Genomic DNA, 15,625 nt, shown 5'->3' on the forward strand with positions numbered 1-15,625 from the left:
TCATCCGCGTGCTCACCTGCGCGTTCACCCGCTGCCCTGCATGCTCCAGCGCGGCCCCGGCGACAGGCTCACCGCCGTCACGATCACGCCCTCGCACATCAGGAACCGCCCGTGAAAACACTGCCCCTCGCGAAACCCCGGCACCGTCCGAAGCAATGTGGCCTCAAACTGCCCGGTGTCGAGATCGGGGGTGATCACCAGATCCTGAAACCCGATCATCGCGCCGCTCACCGGGTATTGGCACTTATAGGCCGCCTCCTTGGCCGAAAAGATCAGCCGCGCTAGGCGCCCGCGCACCGATGCCGATTGCGCCGAGAGCCACGCCCGCTCGACCAGACAGGTCACCTCATCAATGAGGTCCGCGGGAAGCGCCGCATCCGGCTCCACATCGACGCCGAGGCTGCGCAGGCTCTGGGTCGGGGCCACCGCCGCAAGGCAGAGCCCCTCGCAATGGCTGATACTGCCACAAAGCCCCGCAGGCCAGCGCGGTGCCCGGTCCGGCCCATGCGGCACCGGCGCGGCCACCCGCCCAAGACGGCGCATCGCGCCATGGGCGGCGGCCCGCCCGGCGGCAAACTCGCGCTGCCGCGCGGGCGTGGCGCGGGCCATGGCGACGGCCTCTTCGGCAAAGGGCGCGGGCTGTACCGCGCTTGGGTCAGAGACCTCGACCGCCACCCCCGGCGGAAAAAGCCCCGCCAGATCCGCCAGCCGTGTTTCGCTTGCAAGCTTGCGACAGGCGCTCATCCCGCCTCCTCCGGCCGCCGTTTCGCGCGCAACGCCTGCCGCCGCGAGACGATCTCCTGCACTGCGGGCGCGAGCACCACGCGCGGGGCCACGATCTCTGCCGCCGTCGGGCGGTCGACCGGCTCAGCGGCGGCTGTGGCGGCGGGCACTGCGGCGGGTAGCGCCGCGCCCCCCTTGGCCACCACATGCGCCACAAGATCGCGCAGCACCGGAAAGCGGAACACATCCGTGATGGTCAGCGCCACCCCAGGCAGCGCCGCCCGGATCTGCCGATGCGCCTGCACCGCCAGAAGCGAATGCCCCCCGAGATCAAAGAAACTGTCCTCGGGCGCAATATCCGACACGCCCAACACCGCGCGCCAGACGGCCAAAACCGCCGCCTGCACCGCCGCGCCATCCTGCGCCGTGGCCTCTGTGGCCTCTGTGGCCGGTGCCTGCACCTCCGGCACCGGCGTCGCGGCCACCGCTTTCGCCACACGCCCCGCCACCGGATCGGGCAGCGCCTTGCGGTCGATCTTCTTGTTCGGCGTCAACGGAAACGCCGCCAAATGCCGGATATGCGCCGGGATCATCGCCCCCATGAGCCGCGTCCCCAACTCGGACTTGAGCACCGCCTCCTCCCGCGCGACCCCGGTATAATAGGCCACCAGCCGCGTATCCCCGGCGATCTCACGCGCCACGACAACCGCCTCACGCACGCCCTCGCTCGCCTTGAGCGCGCTTTCGATCTCGCCAAGCTCGATCCGCTGCCCCCGGATCTTGACCTGAAAATCGGTCCGCCCCAGGAACGCGATCTGCCCATCGGCCCGCCAGCACACCAGATCCCCCGTCCGGTAGAGCCGCGCGCCCTTGCCACCCTTGGCAAACGCATCCGCACAGAACCGCTCGGCCGTGAGCGCCTCGCGCTGCCAATAGCCCCGTGTGACCCCATCGCCGCCGATCCAGAGCTCACCGGGCACCCCCACCGGACAGAGCCCCCCCGCGTCATCGAGAACCCGCACCACCGTGTTGGCAATCGGCCGCCCGATCGGCTCGGCCCCGGGTGCCGGCTGCCCCGGCTTCGCCACGGTGGACCAGATGGTCGTCTCCGTCGGCCCGTACATATTGTGGATCTCCGCCCCGGTCACCTCGCGCAGCTCCGCCACCAAGGACCCCGGCAGCGCCTCGCCGCCAAGATAGATCTGCCGCACCTCTGATAGCGCCTCGCGCGCCTCGTCATTCATCATGAAAAGCCGCGCCATGCTCGGCGTCGCCTGCAGATGGGTGATCTCATGGCGCACGATCTGCGCCGCGAGCGAGAAATCATCCGCCGCGGGCCCCGCGCCCGCGTTCACATGATCCATCACCGCCTTGATCCGTGGCAGGCTGTCGAGAACGGTCTGCGTCTCGATCCCATATTCGATGAGGCAGGCAATCTCGCTCACCCCGATCTCGCGCAGCGCCTCGGCCCGGGCGATGCCATCCGCCACCGAGCCAAAAAACCCGCTGTCCTCGAAATAGCGCTCAAAGGCGAAATCGAGGATCGCCTCCATCTCGTCCTCGCTAAGACCGCTGAGGTCGATCTGGAACGGGTTGCTGACGCCCTCGGGTTTCTTGAACGCCGGAAAGGCCCAGGCATATTGCTTGATCAGCCCCGCCGCAGAGCGCAGATAATCCTTCATCGGCTCGCGTGCGATGTCACGCGCCGTCTCGCGATCCTCGGCGAGATAGCTGTGCAGCATGAGCGTCACCTTATGCGCCGCCGGATCATGCCCCGCCGCGCGCAAGGCCTCGTGATAGATGCCGATCTTTTCCGCCACTTCCGCGATGGACTGGCCCAACAGATGGGTGAGGATATTGGCCCCATTGGCCCCCGCCTCGCGCCAGGTCTCGGGATTGCCCGCCGTGGTGACCCAGGCCTCGAGCTCGCGCGACACCGGGCGCGGCTGCGTCACCACCCCGTGCATCTCGCCGTTTTCGCGCGGAAATTCCACCGTCTCGCCGCGCCACAGCGCCCTGACCTGATCCAGCGTCGCAAAGAGCGCATCGCGGTTCTTCGGCGGCGTGTTCTCGGGGCGCAGGATGAAATCATCCGGCTGCCAGCCCGAGGCAAAGGCCATCCCGGCCCGCCCGCCTGTCAGGTTGTCGATCACCGCCCATTCCTCGGCAATCCGCGCCGGATGGTGCAGGGGTGCGACGATAGATCCCGCCCGCACGCCGATGTTGCGGGTGAACCCCGCGACCGAGGCCCCGGTCACCGCCGGGTTCGGATAGGGCCCGCCAAAGGCGTGGAAATGCCGCTCGGGCGTCCAGATCGCGGCAAAGCCGTTCTCATCCGCATAGCGCGCGCCCTGCATCAGAAGGTCGTATTTCCCCGGCCCCGGCTGATCATCCGCCCCCCAGTAATAGAGCGAGAAATCCATCGCGCCGCCCGCCTTGCCCGCGCCGCCGCGCAGCGGCCCGTTGGAAATGGCGGCGCGCGTCTCGTCGCCGCTGATCACCACGCGGAACCCCCGCGACAGGGTGTAAAACAGCTCGAGCACCGAAATATCAAAGGCGAGGCTCGTCACCGCCATCCAATTGCGGCCCTGGTCGCGGTCGATAAACGCATCCATCGCGTGAAAGAAATTCACCACATTGCGATGCTCGACCATCACCCCCTTGGGCAGGCCGGTCGAGCCGGAGGTATAGATGAGATAGGCGAGATCACCGGGCCCCGCCTCACCATCCACCGGGCCATCCTCGCCCCGTGCCTGCAGATCAGAGATCAACAGAACCGTGGCCTCGCTCTCGGGCAGCTTGCCCGCCAACGCCGCATTGCTGAGGATCACACCGGCGCGGCTGTCGCTGATACAATGCGCCAGCCGGTCCTTGGGATAATCGGGATCGAGCGGCAGATAGGCGCCGCCCGCCCGCAGGATCGCCAGCGCCCCGATCACCAGATCAAAGCCACGCGGCAGGCAGAGCGCCACATTGCTCCCCGGCCCGATCCCCGCCGCATGCAACTGCCCTGCCACTTTCCGCGACAGCTGATCGAGCGCCCCGTAGCTGAGGCTCTGATCCTCAAAGACCAGCGCCACATCGTCAGGGGTTCTGGCCATCTGCGCCTCGATCGCGCCATGCATCGTCTGGCTGCTGTCATAGGTGCTCTTGGTGGCGTTCCACCCCTGCAAGAGCCGCCGAACCTCGCGCGCGGGCAAGGCCCGAATGGCGTCGAGCCGCGTCTCGCCCTCGGCCACCCGCGCACAGATCGCCTCGAGCCGCCGCAAGAGCAGTGCCGCCGTCGCCGCATCGACCCGCGCCCGATCAAAATAGAGCGCCGCCCGCCCATTATGGACCGCAAGCGTGACCGCCATGCCGTCAATCGGCGCATCGCACACCGAGAGCCCGATTTGCGGCAGCTCCCGCGCCGCGAGCGCGGGATCACGGGCGATAAGATCGGCGGCAAAGCCGATGCCCCGGTCCGCCGCCTGCACCTGTTTGGCCACGCCATTGCACAGATCGGCCCAATCCCGCGCCTGCCCCGTCACGCGCAGCGGCACCCAAGGCGCAACCGCCCCCTGCGGCGCGTCCTGAAACGCGGCCTGTGCCGCGCCATACCAGGCGATATCGCCCGTCTCTGCCCCAGCTGAAATCAGCGCCCAGAGCGCCGCCGCCGCATGCATTTCCCGCGCGGTCAGCGCCTCGGGCAGAACCCGCGCCACCCGCTTGTAGCGCGGCGCCTCGGCCCCACGCCGCACCAAAGGCAGCGACAGCCCGGACATCTCTGCCAGCCTCCCCCGCCACATCGGCTCATGGCCGACAATCGCGCCCGTCACCTCTTGCCAGCGCTCGGGGCGCAGCTCTGCGCCGCTCGGCAGGAGGTCCCCCACGGTGAACAGCGCTTCCGCATCGCACCCCAGCCCCGCAAGATCGCTCAAACCGCTGAGCCGGACCGCGCCGTCCTTGGCCGCCACGATCACCCCGTCGCGCGAAACCTCAAGAACCTCGCCCACGGCCCCCTGCCGCTCGGCGACCAGATCGGCCGCACCCACCAGAACCACGCCGGATTTGCTCATCAGCTTGGCGCGGCAAAGCGGGTTCCAGTACTCCCCGAAATCGAGCCCCCGCACGAGGCGCAGCACCGCATCTTGCCCTTCCGCGAAGTCGAGACAGCCGCCCGCCGTAGGCCGGTCATCGCGCCGACAGAGCCGCCGCGTACCCTCAGGCTGCGGCACGCCATCGCCCTCGCCCCGCGCCAACATCTCGATCAGCTCGGGAAAGGTCTCGAGCCCCGCGGCATAGGCCTTGGTGTTGAGCCCTTGCGCCGTGTCCTCGGGCCGGATGTCAAACCGCCGGTCGAGCAACACCGCCCCGGTGTCGATCCCCGCATCCATCCGGTGCCAGGTGATCGCATGCTCTGTCTCCCCCGCGAGCTTGGCCCAGACCGGGGTGTTGAGCCCGGCATAGCCCGGCAGCGGTCCGTCATGGAAATTCACCGCACCCTTGCCCGCGAGGCGCAGCACATCCTCGGGCAGCAGCGCGAGATAGGCCACGCTCAGCAGCCAATCGAACCGCGTCTCCCCCGCCAGCCCATGCAGCGCCTCGGGCGTCGACAGCACCGCCAGCCCCTCGGCCTGCGCCCAGTCGCGCACCGCCTGGTCCTGACTGACCACCGCGCGGATCACATGGCCGGCCTCGCGCCACAAAGTGCCACAGCCAATGGTGAGAGAGGCATCGCCAATCAGGACACAGGACAGCTTGCTCATTTTCCCTCCTCCCGGAGCGGATCGCCCGCCCCCGGGCCACCGTCGCTTTGCCGACGCAATACCGACGCAATACCGTGGCTGATTAAATCCCGCAGAAAATGTGGCGGCTCGCCCAGATCCTTGCTGGAGATCGCCACCCGCACCCGCCAGATCGCCGCCCCCATGACCCGCGCCAAAGTGGCCATAAACGCATAGAATCGCCCATGATTTTTCGTGAAATAGTAAAGCCGCGAGTCAAACCAATAGCCCGGCGTCCGGGTCCAGCCCTTCATCCCCGTGCTGACCGATCCCACATGCACCACCCGGCTCTGCGGCAGATACCAAACCTGCCACCCCGCCCCCTCCGCCCGACGACAAAGATCGGTCTCCTCAAAGTAGAGAAAGAACCGCTCATCAAAGCCGCCGATCTGGTCGAGCATCTCTTGGCGCATCAAAACCGAGGCCCCCGCCACCCAATCCACCGCAGTGGGCGTCTCCGGCATTGGCAAGGGCACGATCGAACGGCGCAAGAGCCGCGACACGATCCCCGTCCGCACCGCCCCTTCGAACTCGCTGGCCATCGACGGAAACCGAAAGGCGGTGACATGCGGCACATCATCCTCGCCCCGGATATAGCTCCCCGCCATGCCCGCCGCAGGGGTCCGTTCAAGATGCTCCAAAAGCGCGTTAATCGCCCCCGGCTCGGGAAAGGCATCGGAGTTGAGGATATAGACATAATCCGGCTTCGACCCATCCGAGAGGCCAAGCCCCATGCCGAAATTATTGCCCGCGCCAAAGCCGCCATTGCGGCCGGAGGCGGCAAACCGCACCCGCGTCCCCTCGGCCCAGCCCCGCGCCTCGATCCCCGCAGAGATCACCTCGCAAGAGCCATCGTCAGAGCCATTGTCGACCACGACGATCTCGCCCGCGATCCCCTCCATGGCACGATAGGCCGCATCGAGCGACCGCAGGCTCATCTCCGGCGTGCGATAGTTCAAAATGACGGTGAGAACCGTAGGAGTATGCACCGCCATCACTCCGCCGCCGTCCGATTGGGCCAGACAAAGCCGACCGCCTGCCCTCTGGGCCCATCCGCCACCCGCAGCGCATCCCCGATATGCCGGGCGAGAACGCTGACATTGGGCACGAGAACCATACTGTCGTGATCCCCGGGCACTTCGATCACCTCGAGCTTTGGCGCAAGCGGCCGCCACTGATTGTCCTCGAACACATATTCGCGCTCGCGGCTGACGAAATTGCCGCCCGACACCGGCCAATGCCGGTCGAGCCGGGGCCGGAAGAGCGTCACCGCCCCATCCCAGGGCTTGGCCTCATAGGCGCCAACCGCCGCAAGAAACGCGCGCTCAATCCCCGCATTGTCAAAACCGCCGGCCTCGGCCCCAGCCTCACGCTGCGCCGCGCGCCGCCGATTCTCCGCCTGCCATTCAATCCGGTTGCGCAGCCATTCCGCAAAATAGGCGGGCCCCTTGCGGCGGAGTTCATGCAGCTTGATCAACCCCTTGTCCAAGCGGCTCAGCGACGGGCGCACCGGCAGCGGCGTGTCGAGCAGGATCAGACTGCCGACCTCCTGACCCGCCGCCGACAATTGCTGTGCGATCTCATAGGCGGTGATGCCCCCGCCCGAGAATCCGGCAAGGTGATAGAGCCCCTCCGGCTGCTCCCGGCGCAGCTCGGCGATATAATCTGCCGCCGCCTCTTCGATCCGCTCATGCGGCGCCTCATCCCCGACAAGACCCCGCGCCTGCAGGCCAAAGACCGGGCGATCCTTGCCCAAAAGCGCCGCCATATGGCGCAGGTTCATCACATTGCCGAACATGCCCGCCACGATATAGAGCGGCGCGCCCGGCCCCGGAGTGCCACTGTGCAAGGGCACGAGATAGCGCGTGCTCGACACCTCCGCCGGTTTGGGCGCAGCGCCCCGGTCTTTTGAGGCCGCCTGCGCCACCTGCCCGCCCGAGGCCTCGACCTTGGCCGCCAAGGCCCGGATCGTCGGCGCCTCGAACAGCACCGAAATCGGGAACTCGACCCCAAAGCTGCGCTTGACCTGCGCAAAGAGCCGCACCGCCAACAGCGAATGACCGCCCAGATCAAAGAAACTGTCCTCGGCCCCGATCTCTTCGATGCCGAGAACCGCCTGCCAGAGCTCGGCGAGCCCGGTCTCGATCTCGCCCTCGGGGGCGGCATATTCACTGTCGAGCTCGGGCCGCTCAAAGCTCTGCCCGGCACCGCCAGCCGCCTCTTGCGGCTGCGCCGCCTCGGCACAAAGCGCCGGCAGATCGAGCGAGGAAATGAACAGCTGCGACCGCCCAAGGCTCAGCCCCCGGGCCAGGGCCTCTGCGCCCTCCTTGGCCGTGATCCCCCGCGCCACATTCTGCGCGAGCCGCTCTTCGGCCCGGCTGAGCGGCGCCTGCGCCGCGTCCGCCACGCGAATATCCCGCGCCGCCACCGGGGCCAGCGCAAAGCCGCCCTCACCGGCCAGCCTTCGCATCTGGAAATCCTCGATCTCGGCATAGACCGCGCCATCCGCCCCGCAGAGCGTGATGTCGAACCGCGCGCTGTCGCGATCCGCCCCCTCGCGCAGCCGCACCCAGCTGATGATTTCCGCCGGCAATTTCCCCCAGATGCGGATCGCCCCATAGGACATCGGCGCCCAGAGATGCGTGCCCTGATAGCCCGGCACCAGCCCGATGGCCCAGCCCGTCGCCAGATCCATCAATGCCGGATGCAGCCGGATACCCTCGTCGAGGTCCCTCTGTCCTTGGCTGCCGAGCGCCAGCCGCGCGATCCCCTCGCCCGCGCCGAACCGGGCCTCGCGTACCACATCCCAACGTGGCCCGAACTCGAGATGCGCCATCTGCGGCGACCGTAAGGGCTGCGGCAGGATCTCGGCACAGCGTTTCTCGATCGCTGGCGGGTCAACCCGCCCGGGCCGCTCTGCCGGATCGAGCGGCGCAAGCTGCGCCTCGGCAATCGCCACCTGGCCGCGCCGCCCCTCGGCCTGCGCCTCGGCGCTAAGCTCGAACCGAAGCCCGTCGGCCTCTGGCGTCAGGGCAATCTCAATCCTGCGCCGTCCCGCCACATCGAGCGGGCGCAGGAACATCAGATCGCGCAGCGCATAGGGCGCGCCAAAGCCTTTCGCCGCCAGCGCCTCTGCCGCAAGCTCGACGGTCCCGGTCCCCGGCAGGATGATCTGCCCGCGCCGCGTCTTATGCTCGGAGAGCACCCAGTCGCGCGCGCCATCAAGCTCGGCCCGCAGCCGATCGCCCTCCGGCCCCGGCGTCAGTTCCCTGAGCAACGGCAGGTCGAGCTGCAGCGTTTCGCTGTCCTCTTCCCCGGTCCGCGCCGCCACCGCCTCGGCGGCCATGCCGGTCTCGGCCCAGACCCCCCAGTTCACCGCGCAGACCTTGGTCTTGCCGCCCCGGCGCGACTGGGCAAAGGCGTTGAGATATTCATTCGCCGCGACGTAATCCACCTGCCCCGCCGGGGTGATGATGGTCGAGGTCGAGGAAAAGAGCAGCATCAGGTCGAGCGACCCATCAGGGAACACCGTGTCGAGCACCCGAAGCCCCGCCACCTTGGGCGCGAGCACCGCCTGCACCTGCGCCACATCCTTGGCCAGAAGCGGCGCGTCATCCACATGACCGGCGGCATGAATGACGCCCGTGACCGCGCCCCGCTCGGCGCAGAGCTGATCGCGGATCTCCTGCATCGCGGCGAGATCGGTGACGTCGCCCTGGAACACCCGCACCTCACCGCCGAGCGCCTCGATCTCGCGCAGCGCGATGAGCTTGGCCGCCACCGGCCCGGTGCCGCCGGTCCGCGCGATGTAATCGTCCCAGTCTTCGCGGGGCGGAACGGACCGACGCGATACCGACGCAATACAGGCGCTATACTCCCGTGCCAAATACCGCGCCACGCTAAGCCCGATGCCGCCCAACCCCCCGGTGATGAGATAGGTGCCACCGGCCCGGAACTCCGCCGGTTTGCGGGTCATGTCGGGCAAGGGCTCAGACCGCAGCCCCGCCACATAGCGCCGCCCGTCGCGATAGGCGACCCGGGCATTCGCGGGCTCTGCCAAGAGCTCTTCGAGCAGCCGATCGACCAGCACCTCTCGCTCCGCCGCGCCTTGCATCACGAGATCGACACTCGCCATGCTGAGCCCCGGCATCTCGCGCGGTGCGACCCCCAAGACCCCGGAAATCATCGCTTTTTCCGGCCAGGGCAGCGGCTCGTCTCCGACCTGTGCCGCGCCATTGGTGAAGGCCGTCACATGCACCGGGGCCCCGTCCTCCCGCGCCTCTTCGAGCGCCTGGGTCAGGTGGAACAGCCCATAGAACCCATGTTCGAGATTGCGGTCAAAGAAGCTGCCACCGGGGCGGAATGTCTCGCTTTCGGTCACCAGCCAGAAATGCGCCACCCGGTCCGGCATCATCCCGTCCTCGGCCAGCCCCGCCAGCAAAGCGTCATAGCCATCGCGCCCCACCTCCGGCGCGATCACATACTCCCCCGCCCCCCGCCGCAGAAAGCTATCGCCCGAGGCCACCGTCGCCACCCGATGCCCCGCCGCCCTGAGCCGGGTGACGAGCCGCTCCGCAATCCCGCCGGTGTCGCTGAACACCAGCCAGCACCGCGGCGCCTCCGCCAGCCGATCCAAGGCATCTGCCTCGATATCGGGATAGGCGGGCTTCCAGCCGAGGCTATAGCCCCAATCGCGCAGATCCTCATGCCGCGTGACAAGTGCCTGTTTGGCCGCCACATCGCGCCGCCCCGGCGCAATAAAAAACCGTTGCTGTTGAAAGGCATAGGACGGCAGAACCACGCGGTTGCGCCGCGCATTGCCCCAGATCTGATCCCAATCCGCCTCGACCCCGGCAGCCCAGAGCCGGCCAATGATGCGCAGGAAATGGGCGTCATCCTCGGTCTTGTCCTCCGGATGCCGGAGCGAACTCAGCACCTGACCGGGTTTGACCGCCGGCTGCATCCCCGCCAGCGCGCTGAGCGCCTTGCCCGGCCCGACCTCAAGGAACACCCGATCGGATTTCGCCCCGAGATGGCGCAGGCAATCGTCAAACCGCACCGTGTTGCGCAGCTGTCCGACCCAATACTCCGGGTCGGTCGCCTCCTCGGCACGCAGCGCCTCACCGCTGCGGTTCGAGATGATCTCCATCTGCGGTGCCGCTAGCGGGATCGAGGCCAGAAAGGCGCGATAATCCTCAAGGATCGGCTCGAGCATCCGGGAATGCGCCGCGATATCGATGGCAATGCGCTGAAACTCGACCCCGTCGCGCGTCAACCGCGCGCCAAGCTCCGCCAGCGCCGCATCCGGGCCGGACACGGCACAAAGCTCGGGCGCATTGACACTGGCCATGTCGAGCGCCTCGGCCTCCGAGAGATAGGCCCGCAGCGCCGCCTCGCCGAGCGACACGCTGAGCATCCCGCCCGCCGGCACCCGGTCAAACAACTGCCCGCGCAGCAGCACCAGATCGATGCAATCCTCGAACCCCATGACCCCGGCGAGACAGGCGGCAGTATTCTCCCCCATCGAATGCCCAACCAGCGCCGCCGGACGCACCCCCCAGCTCATCCAGAGCTGGGCCAGCGCATATTCCACAATCATGATCAGCGGCAGCTGCACCGAAGGCTGCAACAGCGCCTTGTCGGCCTCGGCCTCCTGCCCCGGCTCTGGCAGCCAGACGGCGCGAATGTCAAAATCGCTCCGCGTTTCAAGATGGGCGAGCCCCCGCTCCATCCAGTCGCGGAAGACCGGCTCCGTCTCATAGAGATCGCGCGCCATGCCCGCATATTGCGCGCCGCCGCCGGGGAACATGAAGACCACATCTGGCGCCGCGCCCAGCCGCTCATGGCTGAAGACCCGACGCGGATCGCCCGCCTCGAGCAGATCCGCCGCCTCTTCATGGCTTCGGGCCACCACGACGCGCCGCTTGTCGAAGGCCCCGCGCGCGGTCTTGAGCGTATAGGCCACATCGGCCAGCGGCACCTGCGGCGACCGGCGCAGCCAGTCGGCCAGCACCAAAGCATTGGCATCGAGCGCCTTGGCGGATTTCGCCGAAAGCGTTAGGATCTGATAAGGCCAGTCCGACGGCTCTGACGCCGCCCGCGCCGGCGCTTCTTCGAGCACCACATGCGCATTGGTCCCGCCCACGCCCAGCGAATTGACCCCGGCCCGGCGCGGCGCCTCTGCCGTCCAATCCGACAGCCGGTCACTCACCCGAAACGGGCTGCCCTCGAAGGCGATGGAGGGGTTCGGCGCCTCATAGCCGAGGCTCGGCACCAATTGCTTGTGATAGAGCGACAGGCTCGTCTTGATCAGACTCACCACCCCCGCCGCGGTGTCGAGATGGCCGATGTTGGTCTTGACCGATCCGATCCCGCAATAGGGTGTCTCGGCCCCGCCAAAGGCCTCGGTCAGCGCCGCCACCTCGATCGGATCGCCCAGATAGGTGCCGGTGCCGTGGCATTCCACATAGCCGATGCTTTCCGGCGGCAGCCCGGCATCGCTGAGCGCCGCGCGCACCGCCTCGGCCTGGCCATCGACGCTCGGCGCGAGATAGCCCGCCTTGGCCGCCCCGTCATTGTTGATCGCGCTGCCCTTGATCACCGCCCAGATGTGATCGCCATCGGCCAGCGCATCCTCGAGCCGCCGCAGCGCCACCGCGCCTGCGCCGCTGCCAAACACCGTGCCCTGCGCCCGATGATCGAAGGCATGGCAATGGCCATCCGGCGACAGGATTTCGTTTTCCTTGTAGAGATAGCCCCGCCCCTGTGGCAGCTCGATCGTCACGCCGCCCGCCAGCGCCATATCGCATTCGCCGCGCATCAGGGCCGCTCGCGCCTGATGCACCGCCACCAGCGAGGTGGAACAGGCGGTCTGGATGTTGAGGCTCGGCCCCTTGAGGTCGAACACATGGCTCACCCGGGTCGACAGGAAATCCTTGTCATTGCCGGTATGGCGCAGAAGGAACATGCCCACATCATCGACGAGATCGGGGTTGGAGCAGATGTTGAAATAGAAATAGCTGCCCATGCCACAACCCGCATAGACGCCAACGCGGCCCTTGAACTGGCCCGGCACATGCCCGGCCTGCTCCATCGCCTCCCAGCTCACCTCTAGGAATTTGCGATGCTGCGGGTCGAGGATCGCCGCCTCCTTGGGACCAAAGCCAAAGAAATCGGGATCGAAATGGTCGTATTCGTCGAGAAGCGCCGCCGCCCGCACGTAATTGGCCTGCGCCAACCGGCCCGGGTCTTCGCCCGCCGCGAGCAAATCCTCTTCGCTTTGCGGTTGGATGCTCTCGATGCCTTGGCTGAGGTTGCGCCAGAAGTCATCGACGCCATCGGCCCCCGGCACTTTCAGCGCCATGCCGACAATCGCGATATCGCCCCCAAGATCGGTCGAGCTTCCCCAAGCACACATTTAGCAATCGACTCCCAAATCCATGTCTCGAAATGCGTTAGAATTATGAATTCTCTACCCGAAACAGGGGCAGTCGCGCAGCAGCGGACAGGGATTAAATTGAGTTTTCACCTACAGCCCTTTGATAACATTAATTTTATTGAAAAGCCACAGTTTTGCCGCAAAGACACCGCTGGGTGACAAACCACGCAGGCGAAACAAATTGGTCACGCTGGGTCAACAATGCCTTGATAAGGCGGCAGAATCGCTCTGAGGTTGATCCGTGCAACCGACCAGAGATCCGCCGGGGAGGTCCTAGAGAACAGTACGCCGTTTCTTCGGCACGTCCCGCTGCAATGCGGTCGGCAGCGGCTGGCGCGTCATCGGGGCCTTGGCCTCCTCATCGCCATCCGCCCGAAGATAGCTCTCGGCGCGGCCCCAGACCGCCCCCGCCACAAGCCAGGTAAAGGGCGTCAGGATCGCGTTGATCAACATATCAACGAGCGTGATCGCCAGCAGCAGCGTCACCACCCCGCCATAGCGCGCCCCCCGCGCTGTGTCGCCCGCTTTGCGGCGCGGCAAATGCCGCCACATCATGTAGACCGGCACCGCCAAGAGCCCCATCTGGCTCAGATAGCCGACCCAGCCGAAGGTCCCGAACACGATGATCCACTCGCCATCCGGGATGGTCAGAATCCGCCCCGTGGTGACGTCATGCAACAGGTTGCGCCCCCATCCGCCCCAGCCGAACAAGAGCTTTTCCTGCGCCCGCTCCAACAGGATCGTCTCATTGTTGAACCGATAGGCCAGCGATTGCGCGCGGTCGGGGTTGAACGCCTCGGCCTGTGCGAGGATCGCATCCACCGGCACCCAGCCATTGCCGCGCAGCACCGGATAGACCACCGCCACCGCCGCCATCAAGAGCGCCACCCGCACCATCGCCCGCTCGCTCGCAAAGAGAACCGCTGGCACGAGCGCCATCGCATAGAGCATCGAGGCAAGGCTCTTGCACAGGACCAGCACGCCCAGCAGGTAAATCCCCGCCAGCAGCGCCCGTGCCCTCTGCGGCCCCTTCTCCGCCCGCGCCAATGCCATCAGCGCCACCACCGAGGTCATCAGGAAAAACGCGAGCCAAAGCGCATGCGGCAGGAACACGATGGGCCTAAACCCGCCATCGCGCATCATCTGTTCGAAATCATGCTGAAAGAACCCGTAGATCCAGACATGCAGCTGCGGGCTCATGCGAATTTCAAAGAGCGCCGGCAGGCTATAGGCCAAGCCGCCCAGCGCCAGCGCCAGCAGCAGATCCCGCATCCCCTGATCCCGCGCGAGGAAATTCCGCCCGAGAAAGAACGGCATCAAGGTGATGAGCTGCGTCGCCAGCACCGAAAACAGGTCGATCACCCGCAGCCCCGGCAACGACCCCACCTCAAATAGGTTCGTCTCGCTCACCCCGAGCAGCGAAAACACCACCGGCTCGCGGTTGGTCAGAACGGTCGGCACCACGCCAAACACAAAGCCAAGGAGCAGCACCCGCATCACCCATGTCTCGGGCCAGAGCCGCACCCGCTCCTTGAGCAGCAAAACCACCATGGCAAAGGCACAGATATTGGGGATCGACACCTTGTCCATATCCGGCACCAGCGGCAGGTCGAACTCGGTCCCCTGCGGCAGCAGGAGATAGCCTGCCAGCACGGTCCAGATGATCGCCCGCTCTTTTGGCAGCTTCTGAAACAGCAAGAGCGACACGCCCGGCCACAGGATCAGCATGAGATAGGCCACGGGGTTCGGCATCGGCGTCGGACAGTCCTGCTAGTTGCGCGTCGCGGGCCATAGCGGCGCATCGCGGCGCGGCCCGGGGCGACCCTATCACGCACCGGCAGAATTGTCGCGCCCCTGCCGTCAACCTCCCGGAAACTGTGTTTTTTCTTTGCCAGCGTGGCGTGACAGGCTATCGCCTCTCGCAAAGCTATTTGAGGATCAGATGCGCATCGACACCGGCACCGGCACCGTCGGGATCAACATCCCCACCCGCGATCTTCTGTGGCAGGCGGTGACCGACCGGCTGGCCCGGGGGGATGGCTTTGCCCTTGCCACCGTGAACCTCGATCATCTGGTCAAGCTGCGCCACGACCGCGCGTTTGCCCGCGCCTATGCGGGACAGGATTTCGTGGTGGCCGATGGCCGTCCCATCGTCTGGCTCTCACGGCTGAGCCGCCAGCCGGTCGAGCTGATGCCCGGCTCTGACCTGATCCTGCCGATGGCCCGGATCGCCGCGAAAAAAGACTGGCCTATCGCCCTGCTGGGCAGCACCGACGCGGCCCTCGCCGGGGCGGCAGAGGCGCTTGCGGCGCAAGTGCCGGGGCTGCGTGTCCTGCATTGCTTTGCCCCGCCCATGGGGTTCGATCCCGAAGGCGATGCGGCCGCAACCGCCCTGCAGGCGATCGAGGCCTCCGGCGCCCGGCTCTGCTTTCTGGCCCTCGGCGCGCCGAAACAGGAAATCCTTGCCCTGCGCGGTCGCACCCTCGCCCCCTCGGTGGGGTTCGTCTCCATTGGCGCCGGTCTCGATTTCCTCTCCGGCCATCAACGCCGCGCCCCGAAACTGATGCGGGCGCTTGCGCTCGAATGGCTCTGGCGCGCGCTGTCGAGCCCGAAACGGCTCTTGCCGCGCTATCTGGCCTGTTTCGCCATACTGCCCGGCCTCATCCTTCAGGCCTGGCGGCAGCGCCGCGCCCGCTGA

Annotated in this window: 6 protein-coding genes; 1 reads left to right on the forward strand and 5 read right to left on the reverse strand. The window is 66.9% G+C overall.

Translation table 11 applies throughout. The features are described 5' to 3' along the window. Nucleotides 1-24: 24 nt before the first annotated feature. From ISM_RS16565 to ISM_RS16585, 5 genes are all read right to left on the reverse strand, one after another. The gene (locus tag ISM_RS16565; protein WP_009815354.1) at nucleotides 25-744 is read right to left on the reverse strand and encodes a 4'-phosphopantetheinyl transferase family protein; all 720 of its coding nucleotides are present in this window, start codon (nucleotides 742-744) and stop codon (nucleotides 25-27) included. Next, a complete protein-coding gene (locus ISM_RS16570) occupies nucleotides 741-5,471 on the reverse strand; it encodes a MupA/Atu3671 family FMN-dependent luciferase-like monooxygenase (protein WP_009815355.1) in 4,731 nt (1,576 codons plus the stop codon). The genes ISM_RS16565 and ISM_RS16570 overlap by 4 nt, the downstream gene beginning before the upstream one ends. Beyond that, nucleotides 5,468-6,484, reverse strand: coding sequence for a glycosyltransferase family 2 protein (locus ISM_RS16575; RefSeq protein ID WP_040618177.1), 1,017 nt, complete (start codon nucleotides 6,482-6,484; stop codon nucleotides 5,468-5,470). Before ISM_RS16575 ends, ISM_RS16570 begins: the two co-directional genes overlap by 4 nt. Continuing rightward, nucleotides 6,484-12,906, reverse strand: a complete 6,423-nt coding sequence (locus ISM_RS16580) for a type I polyketide synthase (RefSeq protein WP_009815357.1) — start codon at nucleotides 12,904-12,906, stop codon at nucleotides 6,484-6,486. Before ISM_RS16580 ends, ISM_RS16575 begins: the two co-directional genes overlap by 1 nt. Nucleotides 12,907-13,200: 294 nt before the next feature. Further along, entirely contained in the window at nucleotides 13,201-14,679 is a 1,479-nt protein-coding gene (locus ISM_RS16585; RefSeq protein ID WP_009815358.1) for an O-antigen ligase family protein, read from the reverse strand. Between the two features lie 190 nt (nucleotides 14,680-14,869). On the opposite strand from ISM_RS16585, the gene ISM_RS16590 reads away from it, so the two are divergent. After that, a complete protein-coding gene (locus tag ISM_RS16590; protein ID WP_009815359.1) occupies nucleotides 14,870-15,625 on the forward strand; it encodes a WecB/TagA/CpsF family glycosyltransferase in 756 nt (251 codons plus the stop codon).

The organism is Roseovarius nubinhibens ISM, from assembly GCF_000152625.1.
GTDB lineage: Bacteria > Pseudomonadota > Alphaproteobacteria > Rhodobacterales > Rhodobacteraceae > Roseovarius > Roseovarius nubinhibens.